The organism is Pseudomonas sp. BN414 (assembly GCF_029871275.1).
GTDB lineage: Bacteria > Pseudomonadota > Gammaproteobacteria > Pseudomonadales > Pseudomonadaceae > Metapseudomonas > Metapseudomonas resinovorans_C.
In genome coordinates this window covers 12,284-32,331 of the sequence record NZ_SSOL01000021.1, presented here as the reverse complement: position 1 = coordinate 32,331, position 20,048 = coordinate 12,284, and the positions used below count along the sequence as shown (strand labels likewise).

Annotated in this window: 20 protein-coding genes; 9 read left to right on the top strand and 11 right to left on the bottom strand. The window is 65.0% G+C overall.

Annotation, left to right across the window (positions count from 1 at the left end):
- Positions 1 to 57: 57 nt before the first annotated feature.
- The 3 genes from E8E95_RS01590 to E8E95_RS01580 form a co-directional block, all read right to left on the bottom strand.
- Positions 58 to 1,020, bottom strand: coding sequence for a L,D-transpeptidase family protein (locus E8E95_RS01590; protein ID WP_077522990.1), 963 nt, complete (start codon positions 1,018 to 1,020; stop codon positions 58 to 60).
- A 73-nt stretch (positions 1,021 to 1,093) separates the two neighbouring features.
- Positions 1,094 to 1,375, bottom strand: coding sequence for a hypothetical protein (locus E8E95_RS01585; protein WP_077522992.1), 282 nt, complete (start codon positions 1,373 to 1,375; stop codon positions 1,094 to 1,096).
- A 56-nt stretch (positions 1,376 to 1,431) separates the two neighbouring features.
- Complete coding sequence (locus E8E95_RS01580; protein ID WP_280347640.1) at positions 1,432 to 2,037, bottom strand: arylesterase; 606 nt, start codon at positions 2,035 to 2,037, stop codon at positions 1,432 to 1,434.
- A 10-nt stretch (positions 2,038 to 2,047) separates the two neighbouring features.
- Between E8E95_RS01580 and E8E95_RS01575 the strand changes: the two genes are divergently transcribed.
- The 3 genes from E8E95_RS01575 to greB are packed head-to-tail and all read left to right on the top strand — an operon-like array spanning position 2,048 to position 5,767.
- Complete coding sequence (locus E8E95_RS01575) at positions 2,048 to 2,731, top strand: ABC transporter ATP-binding protein (protein WP_280347638.1); 684 nt, start codon at positions 2,048 to 2,050, stop codon at positions 2,729 to 2,731.
- Complete coding sequence (locus E8E95_RS01570) at positions 2,731 to 5,235, top strand: FtsX-like permease family protein (RefSeq protein WP_280347636.1); 2,505 nt, start codon at positions 2,731 to 2,733, stop codon at positions 5,233 to 5,235. The genes E8E95_RS01575 and E8E95_RS01570 overlap by 1 nt, the downstream gene beginning before the upstream one ends.
- Before the next feature lie 34 nt (positions 5,236 to 5,269).
- Complete coding sequence (gene greB, locus E8E95_RS01565; RefSeq protein WP_280347634.1) at positions 5,270 to 5,767, top strand: transcription elongation factor GreB; 498 nt, start codon at positions 5,270 to 5,272, stop codon at positions 5,765 to 5,767.
- Positions 5,768 to 5,788: 21 nt separating this feature from the next.
- Here greB and E8E95_RS01560 read toward each other — a convergent pair whose 3' ends face one another.
- Positions 5,789 to 6,097 carry a hypothetical protein gene (locus tag E8E95_RS01560; protein ID WP_077523003.1) on the bottom strand — a complete coding sequence of 103 codons (309 nt, stop codon included), beginning with the start codon at positions 6,095 to 6,097 and terminating at the stop codon, positions 5,789 to 5,791.
- 197 nt (positions 6,098 to 6,294) lie between these two features.
- Here E8E95_RS01560 and thpR point away from each other — a divergent pair, with 197 nt between their 5' ends.
- The 3 genes from thpR to E8E95_RS01545 all read left to right on the top strand — a co-directional run bounded on the left by thpR (position 6,295) and on the right by E8E95_RS01545 (position 9,073).
- Complete coding sequence (gene thpR, locus E8E95_RS01555) at positions 6,295 to 6,825, top strand: RNA 2',3'-cyclic phosphodiesterase (protein WP_280347631.1); 531 nt, start codon at positions 6,295 to 6,297, stop codon at positions 6,823 to 6,825.
- A gap of 210 nt (positions 6,826 to 7,035) precedes the next feature.
- Complete coding sequence (locus E8E95_RS01550; RefSeq protein WP_280347629.1) at positions 7,036 to 7,980, top strand: triacylglycerol lipase; 945 nt, start codon at positions 7,036 to 7,038, stop codon at positions 7,978 to 7,980.
- A 55-nt stretch (positions 7,981 to 8,035) separates the two neighbouring features.
- Positions 8,036 to 9,073 (top strand): lipase secretion chaperone, encoded by a 1,038-nt coding sequence (locus E8E95_RS01545; protein WP_280347627.1) that lies wholly within the window; start codon positions 8,036 to 8,038, stop codon positions 9,071 to 9,073.
- A gap of 47 nt (positions 9,074 to 9,120) precedes the next feature.
- Here E8E95_RS01545 and E8E95_RS01540 read toward each other — a convergent pair whose 3' ends face one another.
- Both E8E95_RS01540 and E8E95_RS01535 read right to left on the bottom strand, forming a co-directional pair.
- Positions 9,121 to 9,555 carry a DoxX family protein gene (locus tag E8E95_RS01540; RefSeq protein WP_280347624.1) on the bottom strand — a complete coding sequence of 145 codons (435 nt, stop codon included), beginning with the start codon at positions 9,553 to 9,555 and terminating at the stop codon, positions 9,121 to 9,123.
- 101 nt (positions 9,556 to 9,656) lie between these two features.
- Entirely contained in the window at positions 9,657 to 11,078 is a 1,422-nt protein-coding gene (locus E8E95_RS01535; RefSeq protein WP_280347622.1) for a transglycosylase SLT domain-containing protein, read from the bottom strand.
- A gap of 233 nt (positions 11,079 to 11,311) precedes the next feature.
- Between E8E95_RS01535 and E8E95_RS01530 the strand changes: the two genes are divergently transcribed.
- The 3 genes from E8E95_RS01530 (at position 11,312) to E8E95_RS01520 (ending at position 14,288) form a co-directional block, all read left to right on the top strand.
- Positions 11,312 to 12,118: a TatD family hydrolase gene (locus tag E8E95_RS01530; RefSeq protein ID WP_280347620.1), complete on the top strand. Its 807-nt coding sequence runs from the start codon at positions 11,312 to 11,314 to the stop codon at positions 12,116 to 12,118.
- Positions 12,119 to 12,224: 106 nt separating this feature from the next.
- Positions 12,225 to 13,706, top strand: a complete 1,482-nt coding sequence (locus E8E95_RS01525; protein WP_280347618.1) for a methyl-accepting chemotaxis protein — start codon at positions 12,225 to 12,227, stop codon at positions 13,704 to 13,706.
- A gap of 222 nt (positions 13,707 to 13,928) precedes the next feature.
- Positions 13,929 to 14,288, top strand: a complete 360-nt coding sequence (locus tag E8E95_RS01520) for an Mpo1-like protein (protein ID WP_280347616.1) — start codon at positions 13,929 to 13,931, stop codon at positions 14,286 to 14,288.
- A 137-nt stretch (positions 14,289 to 14,425) separates the two neighbouring features.
- Here the strand turns inward: E8E95_RS01520 and E8E95_RS01515 are convergent, their stop codons facing one another.
- The 5 genes from E8E95_RS01515 to E8E95_RS01495 form a co-directional block, all read right to left on the bottom strand.
- A complete protein-coding gene (locus E8E95_RS01515) occupies positions 14,426 to 15,226 on the bottom strand; it encodes an acyl-CoA thioesterase domain-containing protein (RefSeq protein ID WP_280347614.1) in 801 nt (266 codons plus the stop codon).
- Between the two features lie 116 nt (positions 15,227 to 15,342).
- Entirely contained in the window at positions 15,343 to 16,104 is a 762-nt protein-coding gene (locus E8E95_RS01510) for a CHAD domain-containing protein (RefSeq protein WP_280347612.1), read from the bottom strand.
- Positions 16,105 to 16,162: 58 nt separating this feature from the next.
- Complete coding sequence (locus E8E95_RS01505) at positions 16,163 to 18,151, bottom strand: DUF3488 and DUF4129 domain-containing transglutaminase family protein (RefSeq protein WP_280347610.1); 1,989 nt, start codon at positions 18,149 to 18,151, stop codon at positions 16,163 to 16,165.
- Positions 18,148 to 19,095, bottom strand: coding sequence for a DUF58 domain-containing protein (locus tag E8E95_RS01500; protein ID WP_280347608.1), 948 nt, complete (start codon positions 19,093 to 19,095; stop codon positions 18,148 to 18,150). Before E8E95_RS01500 ends, E8E95_RS01505 begins: the two co-directional genes overlap by 4 nt.
- Entirely contained in the window at positions 19,095 to 20,012 is a 918-nt protein-coding gene (locus E8E95_RS01495; RefSeq protein ID WP_280347606.1) for a MoxR family ATPase, read from the bottom strand. Before E8E95_RS01495 ends, E8E95_RS01500 begins: the two co-directional genes overlap by 1 nt.
- Positions 20,013 to 20,048 lie beyond the last annotated feature (36 nt).

Here is a 20,048-nt window from a genome sequence, read left to right as displayed (position 1 = left end):
GCAAAAGAAAAGCCCGCTGGCGAATCGCTCAGCGGGCTTCCTTGAAACGACCGGCGCTTACAGCTCGGTATTGGGGATAGTGGCCGCAACCGCCGAGTTGGGCTCGGCAATTTCTACCGGCAGGCCGTCCTCGGCCGCGACTACTTCGCGCACCACATCCCAATCCAGGCGAATGGTGTTGACCAACTCTTCACGCTTGAGCAGCGCGTTGATCACGGCAGTGTGCTTGTCCACAACGGACGGGTCGCCATGATCATCCAGCGGGGCATGGGCTTCCAGGTAGACCTTGCCGCCGCTCACGCCGAACTTGTAGGGCTCATTGATGATGCGCACCGGAGTGCCCACCGGCGCCATGGCAGCCAGTGCCAGGACGTTGTTGTTCAGCATGCGGAAGCAGCCATGGCTGACGCGCATGCCGATGCCGAACTTCTTGTTCGAGCCATGAATCAGGTAGCCCGGTACGCCTAGCTTGAACTTGAACGGGCCAAGGGGATTGTCAGGACCCGGCGGCACCATGGTTGGAAGCGGATCGCCATCGGCCGCGTGCTCTTCGCGGATCGACTTCGGCGGATACCAGGCCGGGTTGGAGGTCTTGGCGGTGATGGTGGTGTGCGCAATGGGCGAGCCCCAGCCTTCACGACCGATACCCAGCGGGTACGTATGCACCACATTCTGCCCTTTCGGGAAGTAGTACATCCGGTATTCAGCAAGGTTGATGACGATGCCTTCGCGCGGCCCGGCCGGGAGGATGTAGCGGGTCGGCAGGATGACCTCGGTGCCCGCGCCGGGCAGCCAGGGATCGACGCCAGGGTTGGCGGCGACCATCTCCAGGTAACCCAGGTCATTGGCTACACCGATATCGGCGAAGGTGTCTTCGTACTTGGCCTTGATCACCTGGACCTGGCCGACGATATCTTCGCCGGGCGGCGGCAGGGGCAGCTCAAGGGCTACGACAGGGCCCGCCACCAGCAGGGACGCTAACGACAGGGAGCGGGCGACGGCTGTAAAGCGCGGCAACATCCGGGAATCCTTGGCAAATTGACTGATTAAAAGACTCAGAATTCTACACCGGCGCGCGCCGCGCCGGGAGCCCTCAGGCCTCCGACCAGACCGAGTGCTGCCCCTTGCGGTGTGCATCGAGGGTGGAACGGCAGTTGGAGCACAGCCGCCGATCACGCAGCAACTCCTGCTCCAGACTACTCCAGCGCGGCTGCGCCGGCAGCAAACCGCCGCAAAGGGTCCGATCCGCGAAGCCGTCCAGTTCCAGCTGTCGCGCCACCAGATGCAGGCGAATCTCGCGGCAAGCGAACAGGTCGAGTTGCTCGTCGGGCTCAATGACTTTGTAGCCAAACAGGGACCAGGCGGGGCGCGGCATGGAGGACTCCAGGGAGGGTGCGCAACATTAGCCGAAAGCGAGCCTCGGGAAAAGCGTCAGAGCATGGGTTCCAGCGTCGGCCAGAGGTTGTCCAGCAGCCTTGGCTGGGCCTGCGCGCGAGGGTGAAGGCCATCGGCCTGCATCATTTCCGGCACGCCCCCGACCCCGTCGAGGAAGAAGGGCACCAGCGGCACCTGTTTTTCCGCTGCCAGGCTGTTATAGACATTGGCGAATGCCGTCGTATAGCGCACGCCGTAGTTGGGCGGTAGACGCATACCGAGCAACAGCACGGAAGCACCCTGCGCCTTGGCGCTGTCGATCATGGCGGCAAGATTCTGTTGCAATTGCGCAGGTGGCTGGCCACGCAGTCCATCGTTGCCGCCAAGCTCTATGATCACCAGCTCCGGCTTGTGCTCGGCCAGTAGCGCCGGCAGCCTGGACAGCCCGCCGGCACTGGTGTCACCGCTGATGGAGGCATTCACCACGCGCTGTTCGTAACCCTTTTCGGCAAGACGTTTTTCCAGCAGCGAGACCCATCCCTGGCTGGATTCCAGCCCGAAAGCAGCGCTGATACTATCGCCGACGACCAGCACGATCCCCGCCATGGCCTCCTGCGCCAACAGCAACAGTGACAGGCAGCCACCCAACAACCAGGCACGCATTGGATTCTCCATGAGCGCAAGCATTCTCGATGCGCGGAACCTTAGCAAAGTGGTTCCCAGCGCGGAAGGCGAGCTGACCATCCTGCACGACCTCTCCTTCGACCTCGGCAAGGGCGACAGTCTGGCCATCGTCGGCAGCTCCGGGTCCGGCAAATCCACCCTCCTCGGCCTGCTCGCCGGGCTCGACCTGCCCAGCGCCGGCGAGGTGCACCTGGCAGGGCGCGCCCTGTCGAGCCTGGATGAGGACCAGCGGGCCCGGGTGCGCGCCGAGCATGTTGGCTTCGTTTTCCAGTCATTCCAGTTGCTGGACAACCTCAACGCTCTGGAAAACGTCATGCTGCCGCTGGAGCTGGAAGGCAACCGCGATGCGCGCTCACGTGCCCGCCACCTGCTCGAACGGGTCGGCCTTGGCCAGCGCCTCAGCCATTACCCGCGCCAGCTCTCCGGCGGCGAACAGCAACGCGTCGCCATTGCCCGCGCCTTTGCTGCCGAACCCGATGTGCTGTTCGCAGACGAGCCCACCGGCAACCTCGACAGCCACACCAGCGAGCGCATCAGCGACCTGCTGTTCCAACTCAACCAGGAGCGCGGCACCACCCTTGTGCTGGTGACGCACGACGAACGCCTCGCGCATCGCTGCCGCCGCCTTATTCGCCTCGAAGGCGGACGTCTGGTCGAACAGGTGGAACCCTGATGCGACGCCTGCCACTCGCTCGCCTGCTGACGATGGCCGCCCGCCAACTGTGGCGCGACGCCCACAGCGGCGAATTGCGGGTGCTGTTCTTTTCCCTGCTGGTAGCCGTCGCCGCCAGCAGTGCGATCGGCTACTTCAGCGCCCGCCTGAATGGCGCCATGCTGCTGCGTGCCACGGAATTCCTCGGTGCCGACCTTCTGCTCAGCGGCTCGTCACCGGCCAGCGCCGGTCAAGTCGAAAGCGGCAACCGGCTGGGCCTGAAACATGCCAGCGCCGTGGAATTCTCCAGCGTTATCGCCACCGACAACGGTATCCAGCTCTCCAGCGTCAAGGCCGCCGACGCAGCCTATCCACTGCGCGGTGAATTGAAGAGCGCCGCGGAGCCTTATGGCGAGGAAACCACCGGCAGCGGCCCGAAAGCGGGTGAAGCCTGGGCGGAAGCGAGGCTGTTCGCAACGCTGAACCTCAAGCCCGGCGACAGTATCGATGTCGGGCAGAAAACCCTGCGCCTGGCGCGCGTGCTCACCTACGAACCCGACCGTGCAGGTGACTTCTACAGCCTCACCCCACGGGTGCTGATCAGCCTGGATGACCTCGATGCCACCGGCATCGTGCAACCCGGTAGCAGGGTGCGTTACCGGGAGCAGTGGAGCGGTTCGAATGAAGCGCTGGCGCAATACCGGACGGAGGTTGAACCCGGCCTGGCAGCGCACCAGCGCCTGGAGGATGCCAGGCAAGGCAACCGCCAGATCGGTGGCGCCCTCGGTCGCGCCGAGCGCTACCTGAACCTCGCCAGCCTCGCGGCCGTGTTGCTCGCCGGTGTCGCCGTGGCGCTGTCTGCGGCCCGATTCGCCGCACGTCGTTACGACGCCAGCGCCCTGCTACGTTGCCTTGGCCTGTCCCGCCGCGAAGCCCTCCTTCTATTTGGTCTGCAGCTGGCTCTGCTGGGGCTGCTTGCCAGTGCACTGGGCGCCCTGCTCGGCTGGCTGGCGCAGGTCGTGCTGTTCGAATTGCTCGGCGGACTCCTGCCTGCAGTAATTCCTGACGGCGGCCTGGTGCCCGCGCTGGCCGGGATCGCCACCGGCCTGCTCGCCCTGGCCGGCTTCGCCCTGCCGCCGCTGGCCGCACTGGGCCGGGTGCCACCCTTGCGCGTCCTGCGCCGCGACCTGCTGCCGCTGCCGCCCAGTGCCTGGCTTATATATGGAGCGGCATTACTGGCCCTTGGCCTGATCATGTGGCGACTGAGCCTGGACCTGAAATTGACGCTCGCCCTGCTCGGTGGCGGCCTGATCGCGGCGCTGCTGCTGGGCGGCCTGCTGCTGGCCGGATTGAAGGGACTGCGCAAGGCCCTGGCCAACGCCGCCCTGCCCTGGCGACTCGGCCTTGGCCAACTGCTGCGCTACCCATTGGCGGCAGCCGGCCAGTCCCTGGCCTTTGGCCTGATTCTGCTGGCCATGGCGCTGATCGCGTTGCTTCGGGGCGAACTGCTGGACACCTGGCAGAACCAGCTACCCGAAAACGCGCCCAACCATTTCGCCCTGAACGTGCTGCCGGCGGAGAAAGACGCCTTCGCCAGCCGCCTCGCCAGCCTGTCGCCGCATCCGTCGCCGCTTTATCCGGTAGTACCCGGCCGGCTCACGGCCATTAACGGAGAAGCGGTACGCCAACTGGTGAGCAAGGACTCCCAGGGCGAACGCGCCGTGCAGCGCGACCTCAGCCTGACCTGGTCCGCCGAGCTCCCAGGCGACAATCGCCTGGTAGCCGGGCATTGGTGGAGCGACCTGGACAAATCCGCCCTGCCGGGTGTTTCGGTCGAATCCAAACTTGCCGAAAGCCTTGGCCTCAAGCTGGGCGACAAGCTCAGCTTCAGCGTCGGTGGCCTGCAACGCGACGCCGAAGTGACCAGCCTGCGCGAGGTAGATTGGGACAACTTCCAGCCGAACTTCTACATGATCTTCGCGCCGAACACCCTGTCCGACCTTCCCGTCACCTATCTCACCAGCTTCTATCTGCCGCCGCGCCACGACCGCGATCTGGTGGAACTGTCCCGTGCCTTCCCGGCGGTGACCCTGCTGCAGGTGGAAGCCATCCTCGCGCAACTGCGCAGCATCCTCGCCCAGGTCACCCTGGCAGTGGAGTTCGTGCTGCTTTTCGTCCTCGCGGCCGGTATGGCCGTACTCTTTGCCGGGCTGCAATCCACGCTGGACGAGCGCATCCGCCAAGGCGCCCTGCTGCGCGCCCTGGGCGCCGAGCGTCAGCTGCTGCTGAAAGCCCGTCGTGCAGAGTTCGCCCTGCTCGGCGCCTGCAGCGGCTTGCTCGCGGCACTCGGCTGCGAACTGGTCAGCGCCCTGCTCTATCGCTTCGCCTTCGACCTGGATTGGCAACCCCATCCCTGGCTGCTCCTGCTGCCATTGCTCGGTGCCCTGCTCGTGGGTTCGGCAGGCGTGATGGGGACGCGTCGCGCGCTCAACGCCAGCCCACTGACGGTCCTGCGCGAAGCTTGATAGGCTTCGCCCTCCAGAACCCCGTAGGACCGCCATGAGCCGTTATCGCCCGCCCCGCACCGCCGGAACCCCTCTGATCACCCCGGAAGGCGAGGCCCGACTGCGCGCCGAGCTACATGAGCTGTGGCATGTACGCCGTCCCAAGGTCACGCAAGCTGTGAGTGAAGCGGCCGCCCAGGGCGACCGCTCCGAGAACGCCGAATTCACCTACGGGAAGAAGATGCTGCGGGAGATCGACAGTCGCGTTCGCTTCCTCACCAAACGCCTGGAAAACCTCAAAGTGGTGCGCGAGCGTCCGAGCGATCCCGACAAGGTCTACTTTGGCGCCTGGGTCACCCTGGAAGATGACGATGGCGAGCAAGCGCGCTACCGCATCGTCGGACCAGACGAGTTCGACCTGAAGCAGAACCTCATCAGCATCGACTCCCCCCTTGCCCGCGCGTTGGTGGGCAAGCCACTGGACGCCGAAGTCCGGGTCAGCACCCCAACCGGGGAAAAGATCTGGTACGTGGTAGAGATCGATTATCCGTAGATCAGCGGCCGAGCCGGCCGGTCAGCGCCGAGTGATCAGCCCCTGCCGCGCCACCCGCACCAACTGGCCGAGCACCTCCGGCAGCTCCTGTGCTGATGGTGTCTGGATCACCGCCATGTCGAAGCTGTCGCTGGCGAAGCGAGCCAACGACTCGCCTTCGCGGGCGAACTGGATCAGGAAGTTGCGTGGACGGCCCCAGCGTTTGGGCCAGCCTTCGAGATAGCGCAGGAGCGTTGGCTGGTGCGAGCCGCCAAGCAGGATTCGGGGATTGCGCAAAACCAGCCCGGTGGTGATCGGGGCTAGTCGAAGCAGGGGTTGGGGACAGGTCATGGTGTCATGTCTCCGCCTCGTGAGGTCCCGCTGGGCAGCGGTGAGAGGCGACACCGAACCAGCGTTTTAGCGGTATTTGGAAGCCTCTGAAGACTTCTGCGCCCCGCAAGTAGCTGACTAAATCGGCGCATGGGGCGACATCCTAGAGAAGCCCGCGCAATACTGTCAAGGCGACCACCACGCCTTGCGAGACGCCCATGAGCACCCCGCCCCTGCGCCTGTTCTTCGCCCTTCCCTGTTGCCCGCAACTGGCCCACGACATTGCCGATTGGCGCACCCGGAACCCCGTTGACGGTAAACCCGTGGCGCCCGACAAGCTTCACCTCACCCTCGCCTTCCTCGGCTCGCAACCCCGTGGCCAGGTAGAAGCCCTGGAAGCCTTGGCGGCTGGCCTGGAACCCAAGGCGTTCACCCTGCACCTGGATCGCCTGGCGCGCTGGAAAAACGGCCTGCTGTATCTGGCACCCAGCCGGATACCGCCCGCACTGCTCGAACTGGAACGCGACCTGCGCGAGCAATTGCTGGGCGCCGGCTTCACCCTGGAAACCCGCCCCTTCAAGCCTCACCTGACGCTGGCTCGCCACTGCCCCCGACTTCCCGCGGCCAGCACCCCAACCTTCGATTGGCCAGCCACGGAATTCGCCCTCTTCGCCTCGGAAAACACCGCCAGAGGCACCCGTTATCGCGCGCTTGGACACTGGCCATTGCGGCCTTCGACCCCAGCCTGACGTTTCGGCGCGTAACAGGAAACTGGCCGACATCCTACGGTGAACGGATGTAAACATCCGCAAAAAGCCCAATCCAGAGCAGCTACTCGATATTCGCAGCGAATGGCATGGTTCCTGCGCTCCGCCCTGCCTGAAGTGCACGCCCAGGAAGGGCGTGGCCATGCCAGGGAATGCAGTCAGGCCCTCCCACGCACAACATCGAGAGCGCACATGAATAACAACAAGACCCTGCTCGCCCTTTGCCTTGCCACTGGACTCGCTGCGTCCGGACAAGCCCACGCACTCTGGTTCGGTTCCAGCGGATACACCCAGACCCGCTACCCGATCGTCCTGACCCACGGCATGCTCGGATTCGACAGCATCCTTGGCGTCGATTACTGGTACGGCATTCCCTCTGCCTTGCGCAGTGATGGCGCCCGCGTCTATGTCACGGAAGTCAGCCAGCTGAACACCACCGAAGCACGCGGCGAAGAACTGCTCGAACAGGTGGAAGAGATCGTCGCCATCAGTGGCAGCCCCAAGGTCAATCTGATCGGTCACAGCCATGGCGGCCCGACTATTCGCTATGTGGCAGCGGTGCGTCCGGATCTCGTCGCCTCCGCCACCAGCGTCGGCGCGCCCCACAAAGGTTCCGCCACTGCTGACTTCCTTCGTCAGATACCACCAGGCTCCGCGGGTGAAGTCATGCTGGCCGGCATCGTCAACGGCCTGGGCGCACTGATCAACTTCCTCTCCGGCAGCAACAGCGACCTCCAGCAGAACGCCCTTGGCGCATTGGAATCCCTCAACAGCCAGGGCGCGACCGCGTTCAACGCACGCTTCCCGCAGGGCCTGCCGACCACTGCCTGTGGTGAAGGCGCCTACCAGGTCAATGGGGTGCGCTACTACTCCTGGAGCGGCACCAGCCCCCTGACCAATGTGCTGGATGTGAGTGACGGGCTGCTTGGCGCCAGCTCCCTGCCCTTCAACGGCCAAGCCAACGACGGCCTGGTGGGACGTTGCAGCTCGCACCTGGGCAAGGTCATCCGCGACGACTATCGGATGAACCACCTGGACGAGGTAAATCAGACCCTGGGGCTGACCAGTCTGTTCGAGACAGACCCAACTACCGTCTATCGTCAACAGGCCAACCGGCTGAAAAACGACGGCCTTTGAGGCAACTGCGCGGGGCTTGCGGGCCCCGTTTCCCTCCAGACTGCCGAGTGACCCTGTGAAAAAACTCCTGCTGCTGTTCCCTCTCGCCTTTGCCGGCGCCCTGGCCATCCTGCTGCAAGGGGGCGGCAAACCGGCTCCAGCCTCACCTGGCGTTGTCCCCCCGAAAACCATCGCAGCAGCGCCCGCTCCAACTGCCGACGCCTTCCCCGCTTCGCAGCCGCTGCAAAGCTCCCTGGCGGGCGCAACCAGCGTCGCGAAACAGCCCGGATCATTGGCGGGGACAGAAGTGGACGGCCGCTTCCACCTCGATGCCGCCGGCAACCTGCTGATCACCGAAGACATCCGGCGCATCTTCGATTACTTCCTCAGCACCCAGGGCGAAGAGTCGCTGGCCAACAGCATCCAGCGCCTCAAAAGCTTCATAACGGGGCAACTGGAATCGCCAGCGCAAGGCCAGGCCCTAGCATTGCTCGACCAGTACCTGGACTACAAGCGTCAGCTCATACAACTGGAGCGCGATCTGCCGCTGCTCGCTGACCTCAACGCGTTGCGTCAGCGTGAAGCGGCGGTACAGGCACTGCGCGCTCGCATCTTCAGCACCGATGCCCATCAAGCCTTCTTCGCCTCCGAGGAGGCCTACAACGCCTTCACCCTGCAGCGCCTGGCCATCCAGCGCGACGCCGACATGACCCCGGCCGCGAAGGCTGCAGCCATCGACCAACTACGCGCCGGCTTGCCGGAAGAAATGCAGGCCCTGGCCGCGAGCCAGTTGCAGGCCGAACTCCGGGTCCAGGTGGGGGCGCTCCAGGCATCAGGCGGCAGCCCCGAGCAGGTTCGTCAGCTCCGCCAGCAACTGGTGGGGGCCGAAGCAACGGCGAGGCTGGAGAACCTGGACCAGCAGCGCCTGCAATGGCAGCAACGGCTGCAGGCCTACCTGAAGGAGAAAGGCCGTATCGAGGCCAGCGAAGGCCTGAGCCAGAGTGACAAGACCGCTGCGATCAACCGCCTGGAGGAGGAAGGCTTCAACCCGCAGGAGCGCATGCGTCTCCAGGCCGCCGCCGAGTTGGCGATGGCCAGGAAAAAGCAGCCATGAAACGCAAAAAGGCCCGCATGAGCGGGCCTTTTTTTCAACGACCTGGCTCAGCTGGCCAGGTTGCGATCCAGGGACATCTTGCCGGCGCCTTCGACCAGCAGCGTGGCGCTGATCAGGCCAAGGATCATGGCGTACTCGAAACCACCGTTGGTGATGAAGAAACCGCTGGCCCAGTGCACGCTGAAGATCGCCACGACCATCGCAACGATCAACGCCGCGGCGGCCGGACGCACCAGCAAACCGATCACCAGAGCCAGGCCACCGAAGAACTCGGCGCTACCGGCCATCAGGGCCATGAGGTAGCCGGGAGTCAGGCCGATGCTTTCCATCCACTGCCCGGTACCCGCCAGGCCATAACCACCAAACATGCCAAAGAGCTTCTGCGCGCCGTGTGCCATGAAAGTCAGGCCAGTGATGACGCGCAGCAGGGTGATGCCATAGCCAGCATTGGTGGCGAGGACGGATTTGATCGGGTTGCTCATCGAGGTGTTCCTTGTGTTGTGGGAGTCGATGAACACAAGTTTAGTAGAATTTTTTGATATTAAAACCGGAAAATTCTCACCCACATCATCGAATTGTTCGATTATTTTCGCGCCTTGCCAGCCTTTTTCGAAGGCTCCAGTAGATAACGCTCGCGATCGAAGGCCAGGTAGTACTTGTTCACGCTGTTGACGTAGCTCACCACGCCCATCCCGGCCTGTTCAGCAGCGATGCGTTCTACCTGGAAGAACCACTGATTGGGATTCAGGCCCCGCCGCCGGGCTTCGGCGCGCATCCCCTGGACCCGTTGCGGGCCGAGGTTGTAGGCGGCGAGCACGAAGGCCATGCGCTCTCGCTCATCGAGCTGGGTGCTGGAGAAGAAACTGCGACGCAGCTTGGCCAGGTACCGGGCTGACGCCTGCACATTGTTGTCGAGCTTCTGGATGTTCCCCACACCCACGCTGCTCGCGGCTCCCGGCGTGATCTGCATCAGCCCGGTGGCGCCGCCCGCGCCCCTGGCGGCCGGATTCAGGCTGGACTCCTTATAGGCGAGTGCAGCAAGGCTGAGCCAGTCGAAGTCATGCTGGTCGGCGTAGCGCTGCAGCACCGGACGCACGCGCTCGAGGCGTTGGCGCTCGGTGCGGGCAAGGGGGTTGTGAACCTTGTAGAGGCGCCGGTAGACGCGCTGGAACGCCGCATCCTGATCTTCAGGCGCGCGATATCCCGCCAGGAAACGGTCGACGCTGGCCCGCAACGTCGGCGCATCGCGGCGCACGAACCAGGTCATGTCGCCCTGCCGGTCGAGCACCAGGTGCTTGTCCAGACGCAGCTTCGGCATCACCTTGGCCCAGCGCTCGGCAATCGGTTGCTCCACGGCCGTCAGCGGGAAGATGCCGGCCTGGACCATTTCCAGCACATCTTCCACCGCCAGCGTCGAATCGACCCACTCGATGACGATGGGTGCGAGCTTGCGCGCCGCGAGCTTCTCGTTCACCGGCCGCAACGCCTCACCCGCCGCGCTACCGACCGGCAGTGCGATGCTGCGGCCGGACAACTGCTCCAGGCGCTGATAACGACGCTGCCCCTGGCGACTGACCAGTACCAGCGGCACATCCTTGCGCAGAGGCGCACTGGCGCTGACGTTGCTGCCGATGCCCTGGTTGATCAGTTCCCCCGGCGCCACGAGGTCACCCTCGCCCCGCTGCAATGCAACCAGCAACTGATCCTTGGCCTTCGGGATGATCTTCAGTTTGATTTCGCGCCCGTCTCGGGCATTGCGATTGAGGTACTGCTCGAAGGTGCGGATGCGGTGGTACTCGACCCCGACGGATTCGCCCTTGACCTCGCCGGAGCTATTGCGGCTCTGGTTCACCAGCACCTTGAGCACACCGCTGCGGCGGATCTGTGCCAGGTCGCGCGCTTCGGCCGGCTGCTGCCAGACTTCCGGCGGTCCAGCCAGGCGAGCGCTGGCCGTGAAGGGCAACAGCGTCAGCAGGCAGAGCAGGAACAGCAGCGGTCGCGTCATCAATTCTCCAGGGACTGGGCGGGACGTCAGCGCGCACCCGAACGTGTAGAGTTGCTGCGCCGCGAAACCTTGGATGGCGAGCGAGGGGCGCGGAGAGTGTCACAGCTACGCGCCTGACGCCAGCCAAAGCGTGGTATTGACTTCAACACAAGGCGCCAAGTTCCTGTAAAGATTGGCTTTTTTAATTGTTTCGAGCATTGTTCCGCTGCTCTGCTCCAATCCGAGGTAGCACCATGCAACTCATCGACATCGGCGTCAATCTGACCCACCCCAGCCTCGCCCGCGATGCCCGCGCCCTGCTGGAGCGTGCCCAGGCCGCCGGCGTCCGCCAGATGGTGCTGACCGGAACCAACCTGGATGACAGCGAAAAGGCCCTGCTCGTCGCCGAGCAACTGGATGAAAGCGGCCTGCTGCTGTTCAGTACCGCAGGCGTCCATCCCCATGAAGCAAGCGACTGGAACAGCGATAGCCAGCGGACACTGCGTGCACTGCTGGGCGAAGCACGGGTACGCGCAGTGGGCGAATGCGGCCTGGACTTCAATCGTGACTTCTCGCCCCGCCCGCAACAGGAAAAGGCGCTGGAAGAGCAGCTGGCACTGGCCGCCGAGCTGGGTAAGCCGGTGTTTCTCCACGAGCGCGACGCCGATGAACGCCTGCTGGCCATCGTCCGGCAATTCCGCGATCAGCTCAGCGCCGCCGTCGTGCACTGCTTCACCGGCGAGAAGCGCGCCCTCTACGGTTACCTGGACCTCGACCTGCACATCGGCATCACCGGCTGGATCTGCGACGAGCGTCGCGGCACCCATCTACACGCCCTGGTACGTGACATTCCCCGTGGCCGGCTGATGCTGGAAAGCGATGCGCCCTACCTGTTGCCGCGCAGCCTGCGCCCCAAACCCAAGCATGGCCACAACGAACCTGCCTTCCTCACCGAAGTACTGCGGGAAGTGGCCGTGCATCGCGGCGAAAGTCCTGAAGAACTGGCTCGCCATACCACCGCGTGTGCACGCGCCTTCTTCGGACTCCCGACCATCGACTGACGCAGGCAATCAGATTCCTTCTTGATTCGGATCAACTCTGGTAGGAATTTTCCGTCAGAAAATAGTGGCACCTTGCCAATACCCTCCGAGCCACAAGAAGAAAATCATGGGAACCTGGATTCGCGATATCTCCCTGAAGTACAAGTTCTGGGCCGTCAACGCCGTGGCCTTCTGCACCACACTGCTGCTGGTCCTCCACGCGCTTTACCTGGAGCAGCAGGGCCGGGCGGAAGACGCCCGCAAAGCCGCTACGGCCCAGGCCCAGCTACTGAAATCCTGGCCCGCCGCCCAACCCCTGCCCCCCTCACCCCAGGTCCTCGCCTTCGATGCCGGTAGCGCCCCGCAATTGCCTGGCGGCCAGGCGCTGGCCCGCGCCAACGGCTGGGTGGAACTGGAGCCTGACGCTCTGTTCGGCAGCGATCCGGTCATCGGCGCCCAAGTGTTCGATCTCGCCGAGGGCCAGCGCGTCGCCGTGCTGGCCAGCAGCCCGAGCCTGAGCCAACTGCTCGGCGCCCGCGCCGTGGAGTACGCAATCTCCGTATTCCTGCTGATGGTCGCTCTGCTGGCGGCTTCGCAATTGCTGATCCGCTTCCTGCTCAGTCACCTCAACACCCTCAAGGACGTGATGCTTCACGTCGAACGCAGCGGCGATCTTTCCGCGCGCGTGCCGCTGGACAGCCGTGACGAAGTGGGACAGATGGCCGGCGCCTTCAATGCCATGCAAGCCGGTTATGCGCGGGTGGTTGGCACCGTTGCCCAGGCCGTGGCGCGGCTCGACGAAGGCGCAGCACGTCTTGCCGGCAGCATGGGTGAGGTGCGCCAGGGCATGCTCGGCCAGCAGAGCGAAACCGACCAGGCCGCCACCGCCATCAACGAGATGTCCACCACCGTGCACCACATCGCTCAGCACGCGGCGGACACCCGCGACCAGTCGCAGAACGCCGACCAGCTAGCCGGTGCCGGTCAGTTGGTGGTGGAACGTGTCGAGCATTCCATCGCCGGGCTTTCGACCGGCGTTCAGCAGACAGCGGAGACGATTCAGCGGCTGGCCGAGGACAGCCAGAAGATCAGCGGCGTGGTCAACGTCATCCACGGCATCGCCGAGCAGACCAACCTGCTGGCGCTTAACGCCGCTATCGAAGCCGCACGCGCCGGTGAAATGGGCCGTGGATTCGCCGTCGTGGCGGACGAAGTGCGCAATCTGGCCAAGCGTGTGCAGGACTCCACCGACGAGATCACCAGCATGATCGGCGCCCTCCAGGCCGGCACTCGCGACGCGGTGGAATTCATGCGGGAAAGCTCGATCAAGGCCGACGATTGCGTGCAGGCCGCCCACGAGGCGGGTGCTGCCCTCGCTGCGATCACCGGCGCGGTCGCCCAGATGCGCGAGAGCAATACGCAGATCGCGGTGGCCGCCGAACAGCAGAGCCAGGTGGCCGAGGAAATGACCCGCGCCGTGGTGGGGATTCGCGACGTCACTGAGCTGACCGTCAGCCAAACCGTAGAATCCGCCGCGACCAGCAACGAGCTGGCGGAGCTGGCCAGCGAGCTGTCGCAGGCGATCCGCCAGCTCAAACTGCGCGCCTGAGCTGGATCTGCTGCGCGTCGGAACAACTGCGTTAAAAGAGGCTTCGGGCTTGCTCATTTACAGCTCGTAAACTCCGCCCCCTCAGCCTCTTTCGCCTTGTTCTTCTCTAGCTCGCGAGATCCAGCAGAGTTCGGCGACAGGCTATCCGCTCCATAGGGAGAAGGCATTCGCCGGCCCATCAGGGCCGGTCTATGCTGCCGACATTCCCCCAAGGAGACGGACATGGGCAAACGACTTCCCAACCTGCATGCGTGGCAATGGCGGACCTACTCCGACAATCACCAGCATCCAGCCAACCTGATCCTGCATGTGATTGCCGTGCCGCTGTTCATCCTGGCGGCCATCACCCTGGTGTACGGGCTGTTCAATCTGGGCTTCCGGCCGTTCGTGCTCGGCATCATCGGCATCGTCGCCTCCCTTGCACTGCAAGGACGCGGGCACAGGATGGAAGCGGTGGCACCGGAACCCTTCCACGATCGCAAGGACGCTGTCGGCCGGTTGCTGGTGGAGCAGTTCATTACCTTCCCGCGCTTCCTGCTCAGTGGCCAGTGGTGGCGCAACTGGCGCAACAAGAAGCGCTGATCACGAATGGTCGCCGCCCTAACTGTAGGTTGCGGCTGAGCTACGCGAAGCCCAACAGTGCGGACCTGATACCGCGCCACGTTGGGCTTCGCTGCGCTCGCGGAACGCCGCCCGGCCCAACCTACGGAAAGGCGCAATCAGCCAAACACCACCACGGTCTGCCGACTCATGGCCACCAGCTGGCCGTCCGGCGTCCACAGCGCCGCTGACGCATGGCCGTAACCATCGCTCGCGTGCTCGATGCGCGCGCGATATTTGCACCAGTCATGGGTATCCAGCTCGGGTAGCGGCTGCACGAATTCGATGGTCCAGGTCAGCGTGCTACCCGGTGCGGGCGCTGGGAGGTGCGGTACCGTAGCCGGCGGCCAGGCATCGACCAGGGCCAGCAGATGGGCCTCAGTGACAGGTTCCCGATCTACTTCTCCCCGGAAACGGACCCAGCCGCCCATGTCGCGTTCGCGGCTTCCGGAGAACGGCATGCCGCCGATGGCCCAGCGCATGGCCAGGTGACGGGTGAACTCCGGCGTAACGCCCGGGATGAAGGGCAATTCGAAGCAATCAGCGGCGGGCTTCATGTCGGGGGCGGGCTCGGCGGTCATCTGCACCACCGACTGGCGCGAACCGCCGAAGCTGCCTTGCACCAACGCCACCACCTGACCCTTCTGCACCACGCGGCAGAACACCTGGCTCACCGCCTTGCCTTCGCGTAACAGTTCGGCCTCGAAACTGGCAGGCACTTCGGGCTCAAGTGGACCGACGAACGTCATCGCCAGGGATCGAACGGGCCGACCCGCCTCGACCTTGGCACGCATGGCTTCGAACGCCAGCGCCGCAACGACGCCACCGAAGACCGCCCGCCCCTGTCCCCAGGTGGCAGGCACCACGATTGCATTCGAATTGCTGCGAGCCGCCTGGATCAGTTCGGAGAAAAATTTCATCTGCAGTCCCTGTAGTAAATCGTTCAGTCGGCGATCTTAGGGCATTGCCCCACCGGCTCGAAAGACGCGTCACAGGGCTGCCGCGCCAACGCCAACGGGATAACGGCCACGATCGATCAGGCCAGACGCCGCAGCAGCTTCTCCAGAACCCGGTCCGAACGCACTTCGGCGGCATGCAGCGCCACCTGCCAGGCTCGAATTCGCGGACGCAGGTCCGGCTCCCGCTCCGCACGGACCAGCCACTGCACGTTGTCGTGCCACTTGCCCAGGGCCGATTGCGCGCCCACCAGCAGCCTCTGGGTCTTGGGCGACAAGCCGATCAGGTCCGGATGGGCTTCCACGCCGTAGCGCAGGCGCTTGATCAACAGACGCAGGCGATGGCGGTCATGGGAAGGATCCTCCAGCGCTTGTATGAGCCGACGGCGACTCTTGCGAAGCGACTTGCCCACGGCGCCCTGCAAGCCCTTCAGTAATCCCTCGCGCTCGCACACGCGCATCAGATGGGGCCAGGCTTCGAGCACCTGGAAGAGACGAGCAAGCTCCGGCGCTAGCAGGAGCTGCGCGTAGCCAAGGTGCCGCGCACGTTCGCGGTCAGTCGTCAGCCGATCCAGACCGTGGCTGCGCAACTCGATGATCAGCACTTCCAGATCTCGCAGCGGCCCGCTCAGACCGGCCAGGGCGGCAGCCGACTCGTTCAGCACATCGACCGCAGGCAAGCCACGAAACGGCCGCAGCAGGCTGCGCAGGCGCCGGGTAGCGACGCGCAGGTCATGCAGGGCCTCATCATCCGTGCCGGCCGCCAGGCGCTCGGCACAGGCATGCAGGCGAATCTCCAGACCAATGACTTGGGCGATCAGGTCATCCAGCATTCCGGCCATCGTCGGTCTCTCCAGGGATCAGGCACGCAAATGACTGCGGCAGGTTACTCAGCATGGATCATCCGCGCGTTCCACGCAGGCGCCAGGGCAATGCCTTGCGCAGGGCGCGCAGCTGCGTGGCGGGATCGGACGCCCGCTGGCTGGCGTATCGGCTGGCCTCGAATGCAGCGAGAAACGCGCGGATCTGGGCCGCTTGCCGGGGCAACTCGCGACTCGCGCGTTCAGCGAAGGCGCGCGGCCCTTCGCCCTTGCCGCGCACTACGCCATGACGCGCCAGCAGTCGCTCGAACACTTCGAACTGACGCAGCTGCGGGTCACGCCCACGGCGCCAGGGCGCGAACAGGAACACGGCCAGCAGTGCCATCAGCACCGCTCCAGCACCGACCATGCCGAGACCGAGCGAGCGTCCATCCAGGCTGCCGAACCAGCGCCGCACCAGTTCCATCTGGGCCTCACCCTGATAGCCCAGCACCCAGCGTTGCCAGCCGTAGTTGAGATTGTCCCAGGCCAGGCGCGCCTGGTTCAGCCACCCCAGCTGTCGAAAGCGCAACGGAGATAGGGGCGAGCCCTCGAGGAAACTCTGTTCGCGGGCCACGGCATCTTCAAGGCCAAGTTCGATGCGGTTGGGCGCCACCTGGAAGGTGGGATCGACGCTGATCCAACCGCGTCCCGGCAGCCAGTACTCCACCCAGGCATGCGCATCGAACTGGTGCACCAGCACATAGTTGCCGGCGGGATTGAGTTCGCCACCCTGGTAACCGGCGACGACCCGCGCGGGAACCCCGGCGGCTCGCAGGATGAAGGTCATGGCGCCGGCGTAATGGGCGCAGAAACCCCGGCGCGTATCGAAGAGGAACGCATCGATGTTGTTCTCTCCGAGAGGCGGCGGCTTGAGCGTGTAGACATAGGGCTCGCGATTGAAATGCGCCAGCAGTGCATCCACCAGCTGTTGCGGTTCGGCGTGCTGCCGCTTGAGCTCCTCGGCCCAGGCTCGCGTTCGCGACTCTCCGTTCGGCGGCAGCTGCAGGGCCCTGCGCAGAGCATCGGGGTTGCCCTCGGGTTCACGCACGGCCTGGGGCCAGGAGGTGACCTGATAGAGCAGCGGGCGATCCACCGGTGTGCGTCGTTCGAGGCGGAAGTCGCCCCGGGCGCGTACGCCTTCCTCGCGCGTCTCGGCCACGTCCAGGCCGAACAGCCACGGCCTGCCGCTGGGCTGCATGACGATGCTGTAGCGCAGCGGTTCACCTTCGCGGCGCCAGTCCGCCTCCTGGCCGAACTGGGACGTAAGGGACTGGGACCAGCGACGCCCATCGAATCGCTCGAGCGTCAGCGCGCGCCAGTAGAGCTGGCTCATCGGCGGTACCGGTCCTTCGAAGCTGGCGCGGAAGGCCAGATCACCGGAGCGGCTCAGTTCAGCGATATCCGCCGGACTCATGGCATCCGAGAGCCCAGTGACGCCCTTGTCGCCCGGCAAGGGCAGCGACCACAACGGCCCCAGGCGCGGAAAGAACATGAACAGCAAAAGCATCAGCGGTATCGCCTGCAGCAACAGGCTGCCCGCCGCCTTCAACGGCACCAGCGGGCGTTCGGCGAAGCGGCTCTGCTGCAACCCCACCAGTGAAGCCAACAACGCACAAAGGGGCAGCAGGCTGTACAGGCCGGCCAACATGCCGTCGTTGAAGAGGTAGGCCGTCACCTGGGTGAAAAACCCGAGCAGGACCAGCACCAGCGCATCACGCTGGGTGCGCAGTTCCACAAGCTTGAGGATGAACACCGCCACCAGCAGCACGACCGCTGCCTCCAGCCCCACCAGGGTGCCCCTGGAGAAGAAAACACCCAGGGCGATCGCCAGAATCAGCGCGGCCTTGACCGTGCCCCTGGGGTACTGCGCGCGCATGCGGAATATCTGGATGCGCCAGGCAGCGCAGCCCAGCCACATGGCGATGATCCACAGCGGCAGATAAGGCAGGTGCGGCAGGATCACCAGCACCTGCGCCACCAGCAGCCAGGTCAGGCCGATCCGGGTAATCGGCAGCCTGGCCTTCATTGCGCTGTTCCGAACAGGGCCAGGGCCCGCAGACAGGCTTCCCGGTGCCCTTCGCCGACATCGGCCCCCAGTTCCTGGCCGCCCAGGCGCAGGCCGAACGGCTGGCCACGGGTGGAAAACTGCAGCACCCAGTAGCAGAGCAGACTCAGGCGCTGCTCCAGGTCGCCGTCCAGTCGGTCGAGGTCGAGCCAGATGTCGCGTCCGGCCAGGGCGGCGAAGTCTTTCACGAACAGCCCCTGGCCACGGGAAAATGCCTTCCAGTGCAAGCGCCGGCGCGAATCGCCCGGCTGGTAGGCGCGCAGGCCCTGGTAGTCGTCCGCCCCGGCGCCGAGCACATGCTGGCCATCGTCGCCGTCATCATCACCACGGCCGGGCATCAGCGGAAGGTCGCCCTCCAGCGGGCGCGGATAGACCAGCAAGGCCTGATCCAGGTCCACCCAGCTCCACGCCACCAGTAAGCCGAGCGGATAACGGCTTTCGACACGCAGACGCCGGGGCCGCAGCCAGCCACGATGCCGGGTGGGCACGTGCAGCTCGACCTCGCAGGCGCCATTGGCCGCTACGTCCTGCACCTGCAACGGTAAGGGCGGCCAGCCCAGCGCAATGGCCTGGTGTTCGCGGCCGCCGCTTTCCAGCGTGACGTGGAAATGCGCCTGCTCGCCGAGGAATACGGGCGCCCCGCCAGCCGCCTTGAGGTTCAGCCCCGCAAGGTTGCGGAAGGTATGCAGGATGGCCACCAGGAACACCGACAGCAGCAGGAAGGTCAGCGCGTAGGCCAGGCTGTTCTGGTAATTGATCGCCACCAGCAGCATCGGCAGGAGGGCCAGCCCGAAAGCGGCACCGGCGCGGGTGGGCAGAATGAAGATCCGCCGCTGATTCAGGCGCACCTGGTTCGCTGCCGGGATGCGCCGCGCCAGCCAGCGGTCGACCTGGAGTTCCAACATCAGAGGGCCGGCACTTCGCGCAGCAACCACTGCACCAGCGCGCCGCCGCCATGGCCGGAAGGATCGGCGCGCTCGCGCAGGCGGTGGCCGACCACCGAAGGCAGGACCGCCTGGACATCTTCCGGAATCACATAATCGCGCCCCGCCAGCAGCGCCCAGGCACGCGCCGCCGACAGCAACGCCAGGCTGGCGCGGGGCGACAGGCCCCAGGCGAACTGCGGTTGGCTGCGGGTGGCATCCACCAGGCGCAGCACGTAATCCACCAGTGCGTCGCGGGCTAACACCTTGGGTACTTCCGCCTGGATCAGCCCGAGTTCAGCGTGATTGAAGATGGGCTCCAGGCGCGGCAGCAGCTCGCGCCGCGCTTCACCTTGCAGCAGCGCCTTCTCCGCCGCCCTGGCCGGATAGCCGAGGGACAGGCGCATAAGGAAGCGATCCAGCTGCGACTCCGGCAAGGCGAAGGTGCCACCCTGGCTCGCCGGGTTCTGCGTGGCGATGACGAAGAAGGGCTCCGGCAGCGGGCGAGTCGCCCCCTCGATGGTCACCTGCCCCTCCTCCATGGCTTCCAGCAATGCGCTCTGGCTTTTGGGCGTGGCGCGATTGATCTCGTCGGCCAGCACCAGCTCGGCAAATACCGGTCCGGGGTGGAAGACGAACTGGCTGCTGTCCTTGTCGAACACCGAGGTGCCGAGGATGTCGCCGGGCAAGAGATCCGAGGTGAACTGGATGCGCTGGAAGCTCAGCCCCAGCACCCTGGCCAGGGCCTGGCCCAGGGTTGTCTTGCCCATGCCGGGCAGGTCTTCGATCAGCAGGTGTCCACGGGCCAGCAGGCAGGTCAGGGCCAGGCGCACCTGTGCTTCCTTGCCCAGCACTACCTGATTGACCGCGTGCAGACAGGCATCCAGTTTGGTTCGCATTCGTCGCTCCCTGTGCAATGCGACGATGCTACTGGC

Bases quoted from the DNA above. Each gene is read 5' to 3' on its own strand.
- E8E95_RS01590 (WP_077522990.1), bottom strand. From the start codon at position 1,020: ATGTTGCCGCGCTTTACAGCCGTCGCCCGCTCCCTGTCGTTAGCGTCC.
- E8E95_RS01585 (WP_077522992.1), bottom strand. From the start codon at position 1,375: ATGCCGCGCCCCGCCTGGTCCCTGTTTGGCTACAAAGTCATTGAGCCC.
- E8E95_RS01580 (WP_280347640.1), bottom strand. From the start codon at position 2,037: ATGCGTGCCTGGTTGTTGGGTGGCTGCCTGTCACTGTTGCTGTTGGCG.
- E8E95_RS01575 (WP_280347638.1), top strand. From the start codon at position 2,048: ATGAGCGCAAGCATTCTCGATGCGCGGAACCTTAGCAAAGTGGTTCCC.
- E8E95_RS01570 (WP_280347636.1), top strand. From the start codon at position 2,731: ATGCGACGCCTGCCACTCGCTCGCCTGCTGACGATGGCCGCCCGCCAA.
- greB (WP_280347634.1), top strand. From the start codon at position 5,270: ATGAGCCGTTATCGCCCGCCCCGCACCGCCGGAACCCCTCTGATCACC.
- E8E95_RS01560 (WP_077523003.1), bottom strand. From the start codon at position 6,097: ATGACCTGTCCCCAACCCCTGCTTCGACTAGCCCCGATCACCACCGGG.
- thpR (WP_280347631.1), top strand. From the start codon at position 6,295: ATGAGCACCCCGCCCCTGCGCCTGTTCTTCGCCCTTCCCTGTTGCCCG.
- E8E95_RS01550 (WP_280347629.1), top strand. From the start codon at position 7,036: ATGAATAACAACAAGACCCTGCTCGCCCTTTGCCTTGCCACTGGACTC.
- E8E95_RS01540 (WP_280347624.1), bottom strand. From the start codon at position 9,555: ATGAGCAACCCGATCAAATCCGTCCTCGCCACCAATGCTGGCTATGGC.
- E8E95_RS01535 (WP_280347622.1), bottom strand. From the start codon at position 11,078: ATGACGCGACCGCTGCTGTTCCTGCTCTGCCTGCTGACGCTGTTGCCC.
- E8E95_RS01530 (WP_280347620.1), top strand. From the start codon at position 11,312: ATGCAACTCATCGACATCGGCGTCAATCTGACCCACCCCAGCCTCGCC.
- E8E95_RS01525 (WP_280347618.1), top strand. From the start codon at position 12,225: ATGGGAACCTGGATTCGCGATATCTCCCTGAAGTACAAGTTCTGGGCC.
- E8E95_RS01520 (WP_280347616.1), top strand. From the start codon at position 13,929: ATGGGCAAACGACTTCCCAACCTGCATGCGTGGCAATGGCGGACCTAC.
- E8E95_RS01515 (WP_280347614.1), bottom strand. From the start codon at position 15,226: ATGAAATTTTTCTCCGAACTGATCCAGGCGGCTCGCAGCAATTCGAAT.
- E8E95_RS01510 (WP_280347612.1), bottom strand. From the start codon at position 16,104: ATGGCCGGAATGCTGGATGACCTGATCGCCCAAGTCATTGGTCTGGAG.
- E8E95_RS01505 (WP_280347610.1), bottom strand. From the start codon at position 18,151: ATGAAGGCCAGGCTGCCGATTACCCGGATCGGCCTGACCTGGCTGCTG.
- E8E95_RS01500 (WP_280347608.1), bottom strand. From the start codon at position 19,095: ATGTTGGAACTCCAGGTCGACCGCTGGCTGGCGCGGCGCATCCCGGCA.
- E8E95_RS01495 (WP_280347606.1), bottom strand. From the start codon at position 20,012: ATGCGAACCAAACTGGATGCCTGTCTGCACGCGGTCAATCAGGTAGTG.